General features: G+C 62.7%; 14 protein-coding genes. 9 read left to right on the top strand and 5 right to left on the bottom strand.

Annotated features, from left to right (window positions below; translation table 11 throughout):
- Positions 1-201 precede the first annotated feature (201 nt).
- From OXH56_15175 to OXH56_15160, 4 genes are read right to left on the bottom strand one after another with little or no spacing between them, the layout of a single operon-like run.
- Entirely contained in the window at positions 202-1,884 is a 1,683-nt protein-coding gene (locus OXH56_15175) for an ABC transporter substrate-binding protein (protein MCY3556655.1), read from the bottom strand.
- The gene (locus tag OXH56_15170) at positions 1,881-2,870 is read right to left on the bottom strand and encodes an ABC transporter permease (protein MCY3556654.1); all 990 of its coding nucleotides are present in this window, start codon (positions 2,868-2,870) and stop codon (positions 1,881-1,883) included. Before OXH56_15170 ends, OXH56_15175 begins: the two co-directional genes overlap by 4 nt.
- A 55-nt stretch (positions 2,871-2,925) precedes the next feature.
- Positions 2,926-3,732, bottom strand: coding sequence for a hypothetical protein (locus OXH56_15165; protein ID MCY3556653.1), 807 nt, complete (start codon positions 3,730-3,732; stop codon positions 2,926-2,928).
- Complete coding sequence (locus tag OXH56_15160) at positions 3,729-4,871, bottom strand: Gfo/Idh/MocA family oxidoreductase (GenBank protein ID MCY3556652.1); 1,143 nt, start codon at positions 4,869-4,871, stop codon at positions 3,729-3,731. The genes OXH56_15165 and OXH56_15160 overlap by 4 nt, the downstream gene beginning before the upstream one ends.
- 258 nt (positions 4,872-5,129) lie before the next feature.
- Between OXH56_15160 and OXH56_15155 the strand changes: the two genes are divergently transcribed.
- The 4 genes from OXH56_15155 to OXH56_15140 all read left to right on the top strand — a co-directional run bounded on the left by OXH56_15155 (position 5,130) and on the right by OXH56_15140 (position 10,416).
- Entirely contained in the window at positions 5,130-6,473 is a 1,344-nt protein-coding gene (locus OXH56_15155; GenBank protein ID MCY3556651.1) for a sodium:alanine symporter family protein, read from the top strand.
- Between the two features lie 156 nt (positions 6,474-6,629).
- Positions 6,630-7,244, top strand: coding sequence for a sigma-70 family RNA polymerase sigma factor (locus OXH56_15150; protein MCY3556650.1), 615 nt, complete (start codon positions 6,630-6,632; stop codon positions 7,242-7,244).
- A gap of 44 nt (positions 7,245-7,288) precedes the next feature.
- Positions 7,289-9,550, top strand: a complete 2,262-nt coding sequence (gene ftsH / locus OXH56_15145) for an ATP-dependent zinc metalloprotease FtsH (GenBank protein ID MCY3556649.1) — start codon at positions 7,289-7,291, stop codon at positions 9,548-9,550.
- 98 nt (positions 9,551-9,648) lie between these two features.
- Entirely contained in the window at positions 9,649-10,416 is a 768-nt protein-coding gene (locus OXH56_15140; protein MCY3556648.1) for an aminoglycoside phosphotransferase family protein, read from the top strand.
- A gap of 150 nt (positions 10,417-10,566) precedes the next feature.
- On the opposite strand, the gene OXH56_15135 is transcribed toward OXH56_15140, so the two are convergent.
- Entirely contained in the window at positions 10,567-11,817 is a 1,251-nt protein-coding gene (locus OXH56_15135) for a histidinol-phosphate transaminase (protein ID MCY3556647.1), read from the bottom strand.
- Positions 11,818-11,995: 178 nt separating this feature from the next.
- Between OXH56_15135 and OXH56_15130 the strand changes: the two genes are divergently transcribed.
- From OXH56_15130 to OXH56_15110, 5 genes are all read left to right on the top strand, one after another.
- Entirely contained in the window at positions 11,996-13,000 is a 1,005-nt protein-coding gene (locus OXH56_15130) for an ABC transporter ATP-binding protein (GenBank protein MCY3556646.1), read from the top strand.
- 9 nt (positions 13,001-13,009) lie between these two features.
- Positions 13,010-14,017, top strand: coding sequence for an ABC transporter ATP-binding protein (locus tag OXH56_15125; GenBank protein ID MCY3556645.1), 1,008 nt, complete (start codon positions 13,010-13,012; stop codon positions 14,015-14,017).
- A 31-nt stretch (positions 14,018-14,048) separates the two neighbouring features.
- Complete coding sequence (locus tag OXH56_15120) at positions 14,049-16,046, top strand: ABC transporter substrate-binding protein (GenBank protein MCY3556644.1); 1,998 nt, start codon at positions 14,049-14,051, stop codon at positions 16,044-16,046.
- Positions 16,043-17,029 carry an ABC transporter permease gene (locus OXH56_15115; protein MCY3556643.1) on the top strand — a complete coding sequence of 329 codons (987 nt, stop codon included), beginning with the start codon at positions 16,043-16,045 and terminating at the stop codon, positions 17,027-17,029. The genes OXH56_15120 and OXH56_15115 overlap by 4 nt, the downstream gene beginning before the upstream one ends.
- Before the next feature lie 13 nt (positions 17,030-17,042).
- A partial coding sequence (locus OXH56_15110) for an ABC transporter permease (protein MCY3556642.1) occupies positions 17,043-17,683 on the top strand: 641 nt, incomplete at its 3' end.

The following is a 17,683-nucleotide window of genomic DNA, read 5'->3' as shown; positions in this document are numbered from 1 at the left end:
ATCCGCTCGATCGTCTCCGCATCCGCGTTCGCTCCGGCGTATACCCGCACTGGATCGGCCGGAACCGCATGCACGATCAGAAACGTGATCACCGTGGTCCCCCACAATATCACGGCCGCCCATCCCAGGCGGCGCAGGATTCTGCTCAACATGGCGAGGTCCTTCTAACCGGCGAGGTCCTTCTATGGTTTCGGCCGCGTTTCATGGTTCAATCCACATCAATTCATAGCGGATGGGCCAGACCGGATTGAGCTTCAGCCCCTGGAGCCAGGGTTGCCGGAGCAGGTACATCTGCGGGTAGTACAGAAATACCCAGGGCGCGTCCTCCACCACCAGACGCTCCGCCTCGCGATAGAGCGCCAGGCGATGATCCTGGTCCGTGCTGGTGGACGCCTCGTTCAGCAACGCGTTCACCGATGCATTGTCATAGAACGCCACGTTGGTGCTGTTCACCTCGGTTATCCGATTACCGTTCAGAAGCACATCGAGGAAATTGCTCGGATCCGGATAGTCCTGGTACCAACCGAAGGTGGAGAAGGGTACCGCGCCGCGCCGGCCCGTCGCTTCGATCCGCGTCGAACCGGTGACCGGCCTGATTTCCACGGTGATGCCGACCTCCGCGAGGTCCTGCTGTACCGCCTGTCCGATCTTGGTATCGATTCCGCTCTGGGCCGTGGTCATGAGTTCGGTGGTGAATCCCTCCGGATATCCGGCCTCCGCAAGCAGTCTGCGGGCCTTTTCCGGATCGTGGCTGTATCCTTCGAGTTCCTCGTTGAATCCCGGCATGCCGGGCGGCAGGACGCCCCGTGCGAGGATGCCCCGGTCGCTGATCAGGCTCACGATCCGCTTTCGGTCGATGGCGTGGTTGACGGCCCTGCGCACGTTCACCCGGTCGAAAGGCGGCATCTCGGTGTTCATGGAGAGGTACTGGATGGCGTTCAGGGGTTGATGGGCGACCCGTTTACTGAGGACGGGGTCTTTCATGACCCGAATGAAGTCTGCGTCCGGTATCCCCGTCGACGTGACGCTGGCGATGTCCAGCTCGCCCCGCTCGAACATCATCATGTGCAGGGTCTCGTCTCCGCCGACCATCAGTTCGATGGCTTCCAGCCGGACCTCGTCCGCCTGGTAGTAGGACGGATTCTTCTCGAGCTGCATGCGCGTTCCGCGCTGCCAGTCCGCCAGCACAAAAGGTCCCGCGCCCACGGGATGCCGCCCGAAGGTCTCGCCGCGCCGCTCCACTTCCTCCCGTGGAACGGCGTACGCGAAGGGCATGGCAATGCAGTACAGGAAGGGCAGGTCGGGATGGACCAGCTCGATCACCAGGGTCTCGGAATCGGGTGTGCGCAGGCCCTCGACCCGGTCCGCCGAACCGTCCTGAAACGCACGGGCACCGGCGATGTTCCGATAGAATCCTTGCCCCGGCGACTTGGTCGCGGGATCCAGAATCCGTTCGAGTGACCAGGCGAAATCTCCGGAGGTTATCGCCCGGCCGTTCGAGAACCGGATATCCCGGCGCAACTTGAAGGTAATGGTCCGGCCATCCTCGGAGACCGTCCACGAGCGCGCGTGCCAGGGAACCAGGTTCAGGTCGTCGTCATAGTCCACCAGTCCATGGAACAAGGCGCGCACCAGCGGCCAGGTCACTACGTCGTAGGCGATGGCCGGATCGAGCGATCGCGGGTCCGAAGGCACGGCGATCCGCAGAACGTTCTCCTCGGGGTGCAGACGGCTGGGAGGGGCGTCGCCGGAACAGGATACCGTGAGGAACAGCACCGCAAGGCAAACCGATGCCCAGGTCAGCGGACCAGGGGCGGCTACAACCGTGGATTGCTGCACCGTGGAATGCTGCACCGTGGATTGCTGCGCCCGTGTACCATTCATCGTCCCTGTCCCTCCTTCACGTAAGGATCCAGTACCTCCTGCAGTCCCTGGCCGAGCAAGTTGAATCCCACCACGGCCGCGACAATGAACAGGCCCGGAGCCATGGTGAGGTGTGGAGAGACAATGAAGTAGGGCTGTCCCTCTGCGATCATGGTACCCCACGACGGCGCGGGCGGCGGTACGCCGACCCCGAGATAACTCAGACCGGCGTCGAGCAGCACGGTGTTTGCCGTGGCGAGGGATCCAAGCACGATGATCAGGGGCAGGACGTTGGGCAGCAGGTGTCGTACCATGATGCGGAAATCCGAACAGCCGATGGCCCGGGATGACGTGACGAATTCCCGGTTCTTCAGGATCAGTACCTGGCTTCGTATAGTCCGGGCGATCCAGGTCCAGCTGACGAGCCCGATGACGATGAACACGCTGACCAGTCCGCGTTTCAGCGTGATATCCAGTACGTGCCAGTCCAGGGACTCGATGTGGATCTGGATCACGCGTCCATCCATCAGTCCGGCGAAGGCGATGGCCAGAAGCAGCCCGGGTATGGCCAGCATGACGTCGGTCCCGCGCATGAGCAGGGTGTTCACCCAGCCGCCGTGGTATCCCGCGAGCATGCCCACGGTTACCCCGACGCAGACGGCGATGAGCATGGCTACGATGCCGACAAGCAGGGAGATGCGGGTGCCGTGCACCAGACGGGCCAGCACGTCCCGCCCGAGTTGGTCCGTACCGAGGAAAAACCGGTCGCCGGGTGGGATGGGTAACCCGTCGGCGTCCAGACCGTCGGCCAGCTGCTGCATGGGGTCCTGCAGATAGCCCATTCCGGTCAGGAACGGGGCTGACAGCGCCAGGGCTGCCAGGAACAGGACAATGCCGCCGCCGGCGCAGACCATGCGGTGCTTCAGCATGCGCCGCAGGAAGGGCAGAGACGCCGGGCCGGTCTCTTCCGGCTCGACGGCGGTGGCGGATGAGGAAATGACGGTCATGGTATCGCTTTGTCCTTGAAACGCGCCGGTCCGCACAACCACAGGCACGAATCAGTCAGGCCGCTGGGTATTCCAGGCAGATACCGCTCCGTGACCGCGACGAGTCGCCGATCGCACGGAGCAAATCCTGGTAGAAACGCCGTTCTTCGGCGGACAGGACGATGAGGGCCTCATTCCCCCACAGGTCGGCCAGACACCGCCGGGCAGGCCTCGTCATCATGCGGTAATCCGATTTCCCGTACATGCCTGATTGATTGAGCAGGGGATCGTCCGCCAGCGTACCGCCCGTTCCAACAAGCAAAAGGTCGTCCTGCAGCCGGGATCCAACCGGGGCCACCAGCAGGTGAGCCGTGGAATTACGATGTGTCTTCAGCGTGATACTTACGTGCAGACGAGGCGCGGTCCCCGCCGCGGCTACATACACCCGGTGCAGAGGGGAATCCAGCAGTGCTTCGGCCTTTCGGCACGACTGGAATACGCACCACCACTTTGGCCACTTCCCACCTTCCGGCGAGGAGATCAGTCGAAGATACACCGGTTCCCCGAAATCGGCGTGGCGGCTCGTTTCAAGCATCGCCCGGAACCCGGCATCGGACCGGTGGATATCCGTGATGGGAATATCCGGATTACGCGTCCGTACGGGCAGCGGTCCGGCCGTTCGCACGCCGACACCATTTTCAACGAGGCGTGCCGCATCCGCGGCCATACCCCGGTAAGGTGAAAGGAACAGGGCCTGCCGGGGCCGGTACGCGTCGAGGGCGTTCGGCCGGGCGAACACCACGCCGTCCTGCCCTTCAGTGTACTCCTGAAATAGTGAAAGGTCCTGGCGGCTGCCGATAACCAGTCTCTCTATTCGCTTCACGTCGCCTCCCCGCCACACAGGGGCAGGCGCACCGGCCGGTTTCGCACGATGGATTCGTAACCCGCGAGCAGCACTTCCATGTGGTCCCGGGCGTCCCGGACGGTGAAGCGCGGTCTCGATCCGGTGTCCAGCGCGCGTACCAGGTCATCCAGGGCGGCGCGAGTGAATTCAGTCCCTGTGGAGGTCAGCAAGGTGGGGGGGCCGCTGTGCCACTGCATGGGATCATCTTCGTCGACGCTGTAATCGCCGTCCACGATGCGGCTTCTCAGGTGAGTGTCGATTCCGGGGCGTTTCCCGTCGATCCGTCCCGTTCTCTTCGTCCCGAACAGGTAGGCCAGGTTCGGTCCCCCGGCGCCATGGGAGGCGATGCCATTGCGCCCGGCGGAAAGGGTGGCCACCCGGCCGGACCGGTCCACGAGAGTCAGCGTCCCGAAGTCATCCGCGCCATGGGCGGCATGCTCGGGGAAGAAATAGGCGCCGCCCTGGCCGTATACCTCGACAATGGGGTCGAAGCATTGCTGCACCAGGGCCACGGCATAGGCGCCGACCGTCAGCAACTCGCGTTTGATGTCCGGGAATTTCCACCTGCCCGGCGGCAGGAAACCGGGTTTTCGCTGCGCATTCGAAATGGGCCGAGGTATCCCTTTTCCGAAGAGGAGGTCGACGTGCATCGCCGTCAATTCACCCAGGAATCCCCCGTCAATCATCTTTCTGCTCTGGTTGACCAAGTCGTTGTAAACGTAACTGGGAAGGATGGTTGTGACCTTTGACCTTTCTACGGCGTCGACCACGTCTCGGCATTCCTCCATGTTGGCGCCGATGTACTTATCGATCCACAGGTGCTTGCCCGCGCGAGCGGCCAGCCTGGCGATTTCGGCGCGGCGCTCGATCTCGTGACCGATGCTCACCACGTCGACCTCGTCCCGCTGAACGGCCGCCTCGATCCCATCCAGACAGGGCACGCCCAACTGTTTGGCCCAGGTCCGGTTCAGCGGTTTGAGATAGGTGTCGATGTCCGCGTCGTCCGCTACCCCGACGATGCGGATCCGGGGATGGTCCACGAAGGCGGGGACGAAACTGCTTTGATGGCTGTGCTTGCTGAAACTGACCAGCAGCACGCCGTAGACGCGGTCGGCCATGACGACTCCATTTCAACCATGATTTATGCGAGGATGTATGCGAACGTCCAAGATAATCCAGGTCATTACGAGTGACAACCAAAACAGGGATTCGAACAGGGCGGCCGATTTCGAACAGCACGGGCGAATTCGAACGATGCGGGCGACCAGTGGTCTTTCAACTTGTTTAACGCGCGAAGCACAGTAGATTAACCCACATCCCTATTCAGTAATTTCAATACCACATCCTCACCCCGTCATCAGCGAGAGAGGTACGCCATGGATGCCGTCCTGCGCGCGATATCCGATTTCATGTGGGGACCCTGGACGATCGGCGTGCTCGCCATCCTGGGTCTCATGCTCACCGTGGCCAGCAAGGGGGTCCAGTTCCGGAAGTTCGGCACGGCCGTCGGCCTCGTCATGCGGGGTGCCCTGCGCAGGGACAAGGGCGACCAGGAATCGGGAGACATCTCGCCCTTCCAGGCGCTGACCACCGCCATGGCGGCCACCATCGGCAACGGCAACATCGCGGGTGTGGCGACAGCCATCGCGGTGGGCGGCCCGGGCGCGGCCTTCTGGATGGCGGCCATGGCGCCCCTGGGCATGGCGACGAAGTACGCGGAAACCGTGCTGGCCCTGCGGTACCGGGGAAAGACGCGGGACGGCCTTATGCTCGGCGGCCCCATGTCCTATCTGAAGGAGGGGCTTAATCTTCCCACCATCGGCGTAATCTTCGCCCTATGCGCCACGCTGGGCGGCCTGGGCGGCGGGAACATCAGCCAGGCGAACTCCATCGCCCTGGTCATGGACTCCCAGTTCCATGTGGCCAAGTGGATCACCGGCGCATTGCTGACCGGCATCCTGGCCGTCGTCATCATCGGCGGGATCAAGCGAATCGGCCTGGTCGCGGAAAGGCTCGTGCCCACCATGGTGCTCGTATACGCCGCCAGCGTGGTCTACGTCGTATTCACCCATTTCAGCGCGCTACCGGCAACCCTCTGGCTGATCGTGGAAAGCGCCTTCACTCCCGTGGCGGCGATCGGTGGTTTCGCCGGGGTCACGGTAGCCCGGACGATACAGTACGGCATCCGGCGCGGCGTCATCTCCAGCGAAGCCGGCCTCGGCAGCGCGGGGATCGCCCACAGTGCCGCTCAGACGAACAACCCGGTGCGCCAGGGATACATATCCATGATCGGCGTCTTCATCGACACGATCGTCGTCTGCTCCATGACCGCGGTTACGGTGGTCATCGCCGGCGTGTGGCACAACGGCGAGATCAGCACCGCCCTCGTGGCTTCCGCGCTGAACACCACCATCCCCTTCGGCGGCGCCATCGTCGCACTCTGCTCCCTGATGTTCGGGTTCACGACCATGGTCACCTGGTCCTACTATGCCGAACAGGGGCTGCGGTTCGTGACGGACTCCCGGGGCGTGGTGCTGGGCATCCGGATCACCTGGTGCGCGGCCGCCTTCTTCGGGGCCGTTTATGAAGCCCGGGTGATCTGGGACCTTGGTGATATCATGGTCGCCTGCATGATGTTTCCCAATCTCGTCGGATTGATCGGCCTGACCCGCGAAATACGCGTGGTAACCGGCAACGAACAGGCTGCCGGGGCCGCTTGACGAGGAAGCGTCTAACGGGTATATTACCGGTGGGTTGGAACGGTGCGAAAAAAACCGAACCATTTTACGTTCCGGAGCCTCTTAGTATAGTAGACGGTATCGACAGCGCTACCCTCGCTCCACATGTACTCGAGCCCAAAATGCGGGATGCATGAAATGGCACACACGGCCGACGGACTCCTCATCGAAAGCGTGCTGAACGGCTGTTCGGACGAATTCGAGAAGCTGATGAAGCGGTACGACCGCGAGATCAGGCGTATCGTAGGTGCCATGGTTACGAACCGCCAGGACAGGCAGGATATCGTACAGGATATCTGGCTTTCCGTTTACCAGCGGCTGTCGTCCCTGCGCGACCCGGAGCGGTTTCCGCAGTGGCTGCGCGCCATTGCGCGTAACCGGTGCCTCGCCCACGTGGGGGACCGGAAGCACCGGGAATTGGCCTGGACGGAGGTCCAGCCGGAGGAAGGCGCCGTAAGCGTCTGGCCGGGCGATGAGCACCTGGACCGGGCAAAGCGCCGCAGCGTGCGGAAAGCCGTAGCGACATTGTCGCACGCACTCGGCCGGACCGTCGCAATGTACTATTTCACCGGTTATTCCTGTGACGAGGTCAGCTCGCGGATGAACGTCCCGGTGGGCACCGTGAAGCGCAGGCTCTCGGAAGCGCGAAGCAAGCTGCGGAGCATGTTCAGGGACTGGTCGCATTTGCCTGCCGAAGGCGGCCTGGATCTCCGCCACCTGATCGTCGCCGCTCCGATCTGCACCAGTTTCTGAATTCGCCGACCAACCCCCGAACGAACCGAGGTCTTCAACAAGTCATGTCCCAACCACCGCAGGATCGAAATCAGCACCCGCCCCCGGACCAACGACAGCCCCACCCCAGAAACGACCGGCAGCCACCGCCCGACAAGACGAGGAAGAACCGCTCGATCCTGATCTGGCTCGTGCTCTTCCTGTTCTTCCTGATGGCCGCGCAATTCCTGCCCAGGCGGGGCGATAACGCGGTAACGGTATCGTACACGCAGTTCCAGCAGTTCCTAGAAGCCGACAATATCGAGCAGGTCACCATCACCGAGAAGCTGATCACGGGCACGCTGCGACAGAACTCGTCGACCGTAGTCGAAGGCGCGAACCAGAGCCTTCGTGAGTTCAAGGTATACATCCCCTTCGACGACCCGGAGCTGGTGGCCGATCTCATGGCCAAAAATGTCATGGTCACGGCCGAACCGGAGGCCACCAACTGGGTGGGCTACCTCATCGCTGCCCTGCCCTGGCTGCTGCTCATCGGGTTCTGGATCTTCATCCTGCGCCAGATGCAGTCAGGCCAGCGCGGCATGTTCTCCTTCGGAAAGAGCCGGGCCAAGATGATCGTGGAAGACCGGCCCTCCATCACCTTCGCCGACGTGGCCGGCGTACTCGAAGCCAAGCGCGACCTGCAGGAGATCGTGGAGTTCCTGAAGAACCCGGACAAGTTCCACGCCCTGGGCGGCCGGATTCCGAAAGGCGCCCTGCTGCTGGGCCCGCCGGGCACAGGGAAGACCCTGCTCGCCAAGGCCGTCGCAGGTGAGGCGGGCGTGCCCTTCTTCAGCATGAGCGGATCGGACTTCGTGGAGATGTTTGTCGGTGTAGGTGCCTCCCGCGTGCGGGACCTTTTCGAACAGGCCCGCCAGAACGCTCCGTGTATCATCTTCATCGATGAAATCGACGCCATCGGTCGACACCGGGGCGCCGGACTCGGCGGCGGGCACGACGAGCGGGAACAGACCCTGAACCAGTTGCTGGTGGGGCTCGACGGTTTCGAGAAAACGGACTCCATCATCGTGATCGGCGCGACGAACCGTCCGGACGTGCTCGATCCCGCGCTGCTCCGCCCCGGCCGCTTCGACCGGCACATCGTCGTCGACCGGCCCGACGTGGTGGGACGGGAGAAGATCCTGGAGATCCACGTTAAGAGCCGCAAGATCCCCCTCGACGATTCGGTCAGGCTGGATGTACTCGCCAAGGGCGTGCCCGGCATGGTGGGCGCGGACCTGGCCAACATGGTGAACGAGGCGGCGCTCATCGCGGCGCGGTACGATCGCGCTTCCGTAACCAGCGAAGACTTCGAAGAAGCCAAAGAAAAGATCATGATGGGATCGAAGCGCCAGCTCGTCATCAGCGACAAGGAGCGGGAGATCGTGGCCTATCACGAGGCCGGCCACGCCCTCGCCTTCGAACTCATCCCCGAAATCGACCCCCTGCACAAAGTGACGATACTGCCACAGGGCAGGGGCCTTGGCGTGACCATTCCTCTGCCGGAGGAACGCTACCTCCAGTCCCGCTCCTATTGCCTGGGCACGATGTCCGCGGCCCTGGGCGGCCGGGCGGCCGAGCAGATCGTCTTCGGCGAAGTGACCTCCGGCGCGCAAAGCGACATCGAACAGGTCACCCGCATCAGCCGCCACATGGTATGCGACTGGGGTATGAGCGAAGAACTCGGTGCCACGGCGCTGGGCGAGAAGGAGCACGAGGTCTTCCTCGGCCGGGACATCGCCCACCAGCCGAACTACAGCGAGACCACCGCCCATCGCATCGACCAGGAGATCCAGCGTTTCGTGACCGAGGCGGGAGAACGCGTCGAGAAACTGCTCAAGGACCACGAACCCCAGCTTCACGTCGTGGCCAAGGCCCTCCTGGAACGAGATTCTCTCTCACGGGACGAGGTGGCCGCGCTCATCGAAGGCAAGACCCTGCCCCCGAAGGAAGATGACAACGCCGGATCGAAGGATGGCGACGCCGAGTCGAAAGATGGCGACGCCGAGTCGAAGGATGGCGTACCGGATACTAGCGACCAGGAGGACGGCGCGGGCGCCGCGGAGGAGACGCATAAGGAAGTCGTGCAGGGCGATGCCGCGGAGGCCACGGAAAAGCCACCTGCGGAAGAAGCGACTGCTGAAACGCCGCCCACGGATGGCAACGGCGTCGCAGCGGTGGACGGGTCGGACCGGTCGGACGGGTCGGACCGGTCGGATGGGTCGGACGAGGCACCGGTAACGGCACCCGAACTCGATGAAACTGTGGAAACGTCGAAGGGGCGTTAACGCACGGGCGTTGAGCCGGACATACTACAGGCCGGATGAAGATCGAAAACCGGGGGCGAGAGATGCATCTCACGTCCCCGATTTCTTATTGAGCGAAGATGGAATCAGACAGGAAATCACACCGTGGGGCCTTGCACACCGTCGAACGCATCGGTGATACCATACGCCGTCCTGTCAATCGATGGACACCGGCTGTGCACGGCCTGCTAAGGCATCTTGAAGATAGAGGATTGCAAGGCGTTCCCCGGTTACTTGGAGTAGACGACGAATATGAAACACTATCCTGGATTGAAGGGGAACCCGGAACCAGACCATGGCCTGAAGTACTGAGGACGGACAGTGGTATTGAACAGATATCCGAATTTTTGAAATCCTTCCATCACCTGGTGAAAGACTACGTCCCATCTGAAACAGCCGGGTGGTGTGTCCCGAATCTGTGGTGGCAACCCGGGTTGATCATACGCCACGGGGATCTCGGACCTTGGAATACCATCTGGGCTGATGATGTACTGCAAGGAGTTATTGACTGGGATTTTGCTGAACCTGGCGAAACGATAACGGATATCGCACAACTCGCCTGGCATCTTGTACCGCTGCGTGGTGGTGGTTTCTGGTCGAAAGCCGGTTTCGAGGAACCGCCTGAACTGCGGAATCGCCTGCATGTGCTATGCGAGGCTTACGGTGAGTTCGGCCCGAATAGCGTGATTCAAGCCCTCCTCGACCTTCAGAAAACGGAGATCTCGAGGATATCTACGTTGGGGAGATCCGGTGTCGAACCCTGGCGTACTTTTTTTCGTCGGGGAGACCTGGAAGTTACGACGAGAGAAAGAGACTGGCTAAAGATGGAGTGCAGAAGCCTGGTATAAGACGAGCCTGTTGACCTCAATATCGAAAAAGCCCGGCGGAGATCGCCCCGCCGGGCTTTTTGTTAAAACAGATGGTTTTGAACCGGACTACCAGTTGATCCGGCCCACATCCTTGGCCGATTGGATTTCGCCGGGCGAAACGCCTACGCGTCAGCTGGACTTTGCCAGCACGTCCTTAAGCGTCTGCAGAAACACCTCGGTTTCGGCCTCCGTACCTGCAGAGACCCTGATCCAGGTCCGGAATTCCCGCTGCCGCCGGGAACTGATCCAGACGTTTCTCGCGCGCATTTCCCGGACCACCTGCATGGCCGGGCGCTTCAGATCAGCCATTACGAAGGTGCCCTGGGACGGCAGGTATTCGATCCCCATCTCGTCGAATGTGGCGTAACACCGCTTCTTGAAATCCCAGACCGCCTCGCGGGACTTCTGCAGGTGTTCAAGGTCGCGTACCGCGGCGGCGCCGGCCACGGTGGCCAGGGCGTTCGGCGACTCCTGGTAGTACTTCCGCAATTCGTCCTGGATCTTCTGCGAGGCGACGCAGTACCCCAGTCTCACGGCAGCCAGCGCATAGGCCTTTGAGAAGGTCCTGACCACGGCCACGTTGTCATACTTGACCGCCAGCGGGACCGCCGAAGGAATTGGATCCTGCTCCACGAAGTGCAGGTAGGCCTCGTCGATGACCACGATGGTGGTAGCCGGGAGCTTGTTGACGAAAGCTTCGATTTCGTCGGGCTGCAGCAGCGTACCCGTGGGGTTGTTCGGATTGGTGATGACGACCAGCGACGTCCTGTCGGACGCCAGGGCGGCCATTCCATCGAGGTCGTGCTTGTATTCCGGCGTCATCGGTGCCCGGATGATGTTGACGTCGACGCCGAACATGTCGTTGTAATCACTGGCGGAACGGGAAATGGACCCGTATCCATACTCCGCTTCGATGACTTCGCCGCCATTGCGACTGAGATAGGCCAGGCAGAGCAGGTCCAGGATGAGACTGGATCCCGGAGTCAACATGAAGGGACCGGGAGGCGGCCTGAAAAACGAGCGCCGCATGGAATTGTCCGGCTCGGGCAGTTCCACCCCGTCGAAGGTCGACAGGGCCTGCATCAGATCGCTCAGGTCCGTACCGTAGCGGTTGACGCCGAACATCCGGTTCGCCATGGCCTCGATGGCCCGGGGCGACGGTCCCAGCGGGTTCTCGTTCAGGCTCATACGTACGAGACCCGGCTGCACACCGACGCCTCTGATGGCTTCGATGGTGGGCCTTCCGCCCGTGATCAACTGGGTGGCCATGGCCATTCTGTCCGACATGGACAGGGCGATACCGGCCGTTCCGGCCGCCAAAGCGCCTTTCATGAAGCCCCGGCGAGACCACGCTTTCATGGCCGTCTCTGACGCGTGCATATTTGACTCCTCGGGTTATCTGGGTTGATGCAGTTACAGTAGATTCGGTCGTGCCAATATGAGTGTGTACAGTCCTTTTTCCTACAAAAAACCGATCGCATCTCTTCAATATTCCGGTCGCGGAAGGCAGCGGTATCACCTTGACAGACCTTCGAAAGGGTCGTTAAAATGACCCTGTATGCAAGACCTTCTCCTTGATGTTTCACACCTATCAGCCGTGATCCCCACAGACGACGGTCCCGTCCGGGCCGTACGGGACGTCTCGTTCCGGATCAGGCGCGGCAGAACCCTTGGCGTGGTGGGTGAAAGCGGGTGCGGAAAGAGCATGATGGGCCTCTCCCTCATGCGGCTGGTTCCTAAACCGGGGTACGTGGAAGGAAAGATCATTTACCATGAAAGGGAAAACGGGGCGACCGTCCACATACACGAACTCGAGCCGGGGGGCGATGCCATGCGCCGGATCCGGGGCCGCAGGATCTCCATGATCTTCCAGGAGCCCATGACCGCCCTCAACCCCGTATACACCGTGGGTAATCAGATCGGCGAGGCGCTGCGCCTTCACCACGGCATGGACCGGAAGGCCGCCCGGGCCCGCGCGGTGGAGGCCCTGTCCGAAGTCGGTATTCCTGGCCCCCTGCAACGGGTGGACGAGTATCCCCACGAGCTATCCGGTGGCATGCGGCAGCGCGCCATGATCGCCATGGCCCTGTCGTGCGGCCCCGAACTCCTGATCGCCGACGAGCCCACCACGGCGCTGGATGTGACCATACAGGCGCAGATCCTAGAACTGCTCAAAGAGCTGAAAGACAACCTGAACATGGCCATCGTGATGATCACCCACGACCTGGGCGTCATCGCAGACATGGCCGACGAAATCATGATCATGTACGCGGGGCAGATCGTCGAATACGGATCACCGGAGCGGATTTTCTACCAGCCCGCCCATCCGTACACCCGGGCGCTGCTGGAATCGGCGCCGCGGATCAACCGGGATAAGGCTTCGCAACTGTCCACGATCCCGGGCACGGTTCCGTCTCCGCTCAACCTGCCGGAAGGATGCGCTTTCGCGCCTCGGTGCCGTTTCGCGACGGAGCAGTGCGCCTCTGATCCACCGGTTGAGGAAGTCGAGATTGGACACCAGGCCCGGTGCTGGCACCTCGACCGTGTCGCATTGGACCGTTAGCAAAGCGGGATGCCTGTTATGGAAACCATCCTCGACGTCCGGAACCTGAAGAAGCACTTTCCGATCCGAAAAGGACTCTGGCGGCGCAAGCGCGGCGACGTCCGGGCGGTGGACGGCGTCGATTTTCAGTGCGGCACCGGGGAGACCCTCGGTCTGGCGGGAGAGAGCGGCTGCGGCAAGACCACGCTGGGACGGTGCGTGCTGAAAGCGATTCCGCTTACGGACGGCGATATCTTCTTCGGTGCGGAACGGGTGAATCTCAGTCCCCTGGACCGACGCGAAATGCGTCCCTACCGTCACCGCATGCAGATGGTGTTCCAGGACCCGAACTCGTCCCTCAACCCCCGGATGACGGTGAGCGACATCGTGGGGGAACCGCTCCGGGTGAACGGGCTGGCACGCGGGTCCGAACTGGAGGACCTCGTGGCCGGCCTGCTCGCCGACGTGGGGCTGAACGCTGCAGACATGCGCCGCTATCCCCACGCCTTCAGCGGAGGGCAGCGCCAGCGCATCGGCATCGCCCGGGCCCTGTCCCTCCGGCCCGAACTGATCATCGCGGACGAGCCAGTATCGGCCCTGGACGTATCCGTGCAGTCCCAGATCCTGAACCTTCTGGCCTCGCTCAAGGATCGCATGGGCCTGTCCTACATTTTCATCACCCACGACCTGAGCGTGCTGCAGCACATAAGCGACCGGGTGGCGATCATGTACCTCGGCCGGATCGTGGAAACGGGTCCCGCCGAGCAGGTTTACCACCATCCGCTGCATCCCTACACGGAGGCGTTGATCTCCGCCGTTCCCGTTGCGGATCCCGCGGTACAGAAGAAACGGACACGTGTCGCCCTGACCGGCGATGTGCCCGATCCCGCGTCGCCCCCTAAAGGTTGTCATTTTCATCCGCGGTGCCGGCATGCCACGGACCTGTGCAGGGAAGCGGAACCGGAACTAAAGACCTATCCCGGAGGCGTCAAGGCGGCGTGCCACTACAGCGACACGTTGACTCTTCAGGGCATTTGACCGGGGCTGGTGTATCAATTCGGAGTCCAGGATGAGAATCGGTGAGAAAAACTTGCTGACGAGCCTGCTGCTGGCGGCCCTGACCGGGCTGGCGGCCTGTGCCGGCGGCGGGTCTGCACCGGACCTGACGGTTGAGGGGGCTGCATCGGACGCGCCGGTTTCCGATCCCGCGGCCCGGACGTCGCTGGAAGCGCCCGAACTGGCCGCCCGGACCCCGCTGGAAGCGCCCGAACTGGCCGCCCGGGTGGCGGCGGGCACCCTGCCGCCCCTCCACGAGCGGATCCCGGCCAACCCGCTCGTGGCCAGAAACGACTATGAGGGGTACGATGGGCCCGGGGTCTACGGCGGAACCTGGCGCAAGTTCCACAACAACACCGATCTCGGCTCATGGAAGATGATCGCCGGATACGCCCCGCTGATCCGGTGGAACCGGCTGACCACGGGCCTCGAACCGGGTCTTGCGGAGTCATGGACGTTTAACGAGGACGGCACGGAACTGACACTCAAGCTGCGCGAGGGCGTCCGCTGGTCCGACGGCCATCCCTACACCTCGGCGTCCTTCCGCGCCTGGTACGACCTGTGTCTCGACGACCGCCACCGGTACCCGCCGCCCGTCTGGTGCCTCGTGGACGGCAAGCCCATGGTGGTCGAAACGCCGGACGACTACACCATCGTCATGAAGTTCGCCGGACCCAACTGGCTGGTGCCCCTGTGGCTGGCGACCGGGTTCTGGTGGAGCGAAGAGTACAACGTGCCGGAACACTACATGAAGCAGTTCCACCCGGACCACAACGACGACGTGGACGATTTCGTCCTCTACGAGAAGCGCAGACTGCCCCAGCGCAATCCCGACCAGCCCTCCCTGTGGCCGTGGACCATTTCCCGCATCGAAAAGGGCGGCTTCCGGGTGATCCTGGAACGCAATCCCTATTACTACGTCGTGGACGACGACGGCCGGCAGCTCCCCTACATCGACCAGGTGGTCACGACCCTGGTCCCCGAAGCCCAGATCCGGGTCCTGCGGGTGCTGGCCGGCGAAGTGGACTGCCAGTTCCGCGATATGGAACTCCGGGACTATTCCCTTTTCATGGAAGGACGGGAGAAAGGGGATTACCGCGTCAAGTTATGGGAAAGCGCTTCCGGAGCGGATCCGGCGATCAACCTGAACTGGTCGGATAACGACCCGGTCCTCCGCGGCCTGATCCGGGATCAGCGGTTCCGCCAGGCGCTCGCCGCGGCCATCGACCGCGAGAAATGCAACGCCGTCGCCTTCAAGGGCCTCGCACAACCCCAGGCCGCCACGGTGAGCGAGGAGGGCTGGCATTTCATGGATCCGGAGGGCGTGCGATTGTTCGACCTGTGGAAGGCCACCGACGCGGACTACGACATTCCGAAGGCGAACCGGCTGCTGGACGAGATGGGACTCACCCGCCGCGACGCCGAGGGATACCGGCTCCGTCCCGACGGCCAGCGTCTGAGCCTCGTGCTGGACGCACCGGCCGCGGCGCACGTCGCCCACGAAAACGACGTGGCCCTGATCGTGGCCGAGGGCTGGCGGGAGTTAGGGTTGGAGGTTATCGTATACACGCCGCCGGGCGCCGAGCTGAGACTGCGGCGCGACCTCGGCGAGTTCACCGTCCATCTCCACGGCGAGGCCGAAATGGACCTGTTCACCTACCCCGACTGGGTATTCCCGACGATGGGAAAATACTGGCATCCCAAGGTGGGGAAGTGGTACGAGACGGGCGGGGAAAGGGGCGAGGCCCCGACGGGCGTCATGGTCGATCTCCTTGATCTCTACGACCGGATCAAGCGCGAGAAAGACCTGGAGGCCCGGCACCTGCTGGTGCAGGACGCCGTGCGGATCCACATCGAGCACGGCCCGTTCCACCTGGGCACCGTGGCCCGGACACCCAAACCCGTCATCGTGAAGAACAACTTCCACAACGTTCCAGACGGCGGTATTCTCGGCCCCTGGGCCGTCGTGGGGCCCGCGACGAGTTTTCCAGAGCAGTTCTATATCGAATGATCAACTACGTCATCAAGCGCTGTCTACTGGCCATCCCGACCCTCCTGGCCATCTCGATGATCGGCTTCGTCATCATCCAGTTGCCCGAGGGCGACTTCCTGGACCGCAAGATCCAGGAGCTGGAGGAGATGTACGGCGACAGCAGCTCGATCGCGCGCATCGACGAACTGCGTGAACGCTACGGCCTGGACCGGCCCATGTGGCAGCAGTACGTGAGCTGGATCTCGGGGTTCGTCGTGGGGGATTTCGGCGAATCCTTCGAGTACGAGCAGGAAGTCAACCAGCTGATCTGGGACCGGCTGGCCTTCACCGTGCTCATCGCCCTGGGCGCCCTGTTGTTCACCTACGCCGTGGCCATCCCCATCGGCATTTACTCGGCCACCCACCAGTACCGCCTGTCCGACAACGTGCTGTCCTTCATGAGCTTCATCGGCATGTCCATGCCGGGATTCCTATTGGCCCTCGCCCTCCTGGTCTTCGTGTTCGAGATCTACCGGATACCCCTGTTCGGTCTCTTCTCGAGCGAGTACGAAGGCGCGCCCTGGACCTGGGACAAGCTAGTCGACTTTTTGAAGCACCTCTGGATCCCGGTCATCGTGGTGGGCATCAACGGCACGGCCGGCCTGATGCGCATCATGCGCGGCAACCTGCTGGACGTCCTCGGCCAGCCTTTCGTCCAGACGGCCCGCGCCAAGGGCCTCAAGGAGTCCGTCGTCGTCATCAAGCACGCGGCGCGCATCGCCATCAACCCGCTGATCACGATCCTGGGCATGAGCCTGCCGAACATCCTCTCCGGGGCCACCATCGTGGCGATCGTCCTGGGCCTGCCGACCGTGGGACCGCTGCTGCTCCGGGCCCTGGTCGCCGAGGACATCTACCTGGCCGGCACTTTGCTGATGATGTTCAGCCTGCTCCTGATCATCGGCAACATCCTGGCGGACATCGCGCTGGCCTGGGCCGATCCGAGGATACGGTATGACTAGCCGGAGCAACGCCATGAACACGACCACGGCCGATCAGACGCAGGAAGCAACCGTCCAGGACTCGGGCTATCTCAGCTACCGGACGCTGATCTGGCGCAGGTTCCGGAAAAACCGGATGGGCATCGCGGCGGGGGTGGTCCTGGGCCTGTTCTACTTCGCGGCCCTGTTTGCCGGTACTTTTTCCCCCTACGACCACAACGAAATCCGGATCCAGGTCCGGTACCTGCCGCCCCAGGACCTGCATTTCGACTGGTCCGGCGGTTTCTACGTAAACGGCCTGACTTCCACGCAGAACCCGGTGACGCTGGAACTGGAGTACGAGACGGATCCGTCCCGGCAATACCCGGTCCGGTTCCTGTCACGGGACGCCAGCGGAGACTTCAGGTTGATGCATTCCGAGGGTCCCATGTACCTCCTCGGCACGGACCGCATGGGCCGCGACCTGCTCTCCCGCATGATCCACGGCGGCCGCGTATCGCTTACCGTGGGGATCATCGGCGTGTTCCTCAGCCTGATCCTCGGATCCGTTCTCGGCACGCTCTCCGGCTACTTCGGCGGCTGGATCGACCACGCCCTGCAACGCGTCGTCGAGATCCTGGCCTCCTTTCCGCCGATCCCCCTCTGGATGGCCCTGGGGCCGGCAGCGCCGCCCCC

The organism is Gemmatimonadota bacterium (genome assembly GCA_026702745.1).
Lineage (GTDB): Bacteria > JAAXHH01 > JAAXHH01 > JAAXHH01 > JAAXHH01 > JAAXHH01.
The sequence above is the reverse complement of the archived record's forward strand: the minus strand, read 5'-3'. Positions and strand labels throughout refer to the sequence as shown.

Excerpts from the sequence above, each read along its gene's own strand:
- OXH56_15155 (MCY3556651.1), top strand. The coding sequence starts at position 5,130 with ATGGATGCCGTCCTGCGCGCGATATCCGATTTCATGTGGGGACCCTGG.
- OXH56_15170 (MCY3556654.1), bottom strand. The coding sequence starts at position 2,870 with ATGACCGTCATTTCCTCATCCGCCACCGCCGTCGAGCCGGAAGAGACC.
- OXH56_15160 (MCY3556652.1), bottom strand. The coding sequence starts at position 4,871 with ATGGCCGACCGCGTCTACGGCGTGCTGCTGGTCAGTTTCAGCAAGCAC.
- OXH56_15150 (MCY3556650.1), top strand. The coding sequence starts at position 6,630 with ATGGCACACACGGCCGACGGACTCCTCATCGAAAGCGTGCTGAACGGC.
- OXH56_15125 (MCY3556645.1), top strand. The coding sequence starts at position 13,010 with ATGCCTGTTATGGAAACCATCCTCGACGTCCGGAACCTGAAGAAGCAC.
- OXH56_15130 (MCY3556646.1), top strand. The coding sequence starts at position 11,996 with ATGCAAGACCTTCTCCTTGATGTTTCACACCTATCAGCCGTGATCCCC.
- OXH56_15120 (MCY3556644.1), top strand. The coding sequence starts at position 14,049 with ATGAGAATCGGTGAGAAAAACTTGCTGACGAGCCTGCTGCTGGCGGCC.
- OXH56_15135 (MCY3556647.1), bottom strand. The coding sequence starts at position 11,817 with ATGCACGCGTCAGAGACGGCCATGAAAGCGTGGTCTCGCCGGGGCTTC.
- OXH56_15175 (MCY3556655.1), bottom strand. The coding sequence starts at position 1,884 with ATGAATGGTACACGGGCGCAGCAATCCACGGTGCAGCATTCCACGGTG.
- ftsH (MCY3556649.1), top strand. The coding sequence starts at position 7,289 with ATGTCCCAACCACCGCAGGATCGAAATCAGCACCCGCCCCCGGACCAA.
- OXH56_15140 (MCY3556648.1), top strand. The coding sequence starts at position 9,649 with ATGGAATCAGACAGGAAATCACACCGTGGGGCCTTGCACACCGTCGAA.
- OXH56_15115 (MCY3556643.1), top strand. The coding sequence starts at position 16,043 with ATGATCAACTACGTCATCAAGCGCTGTCTACTGGCCATCCCGACCCTC.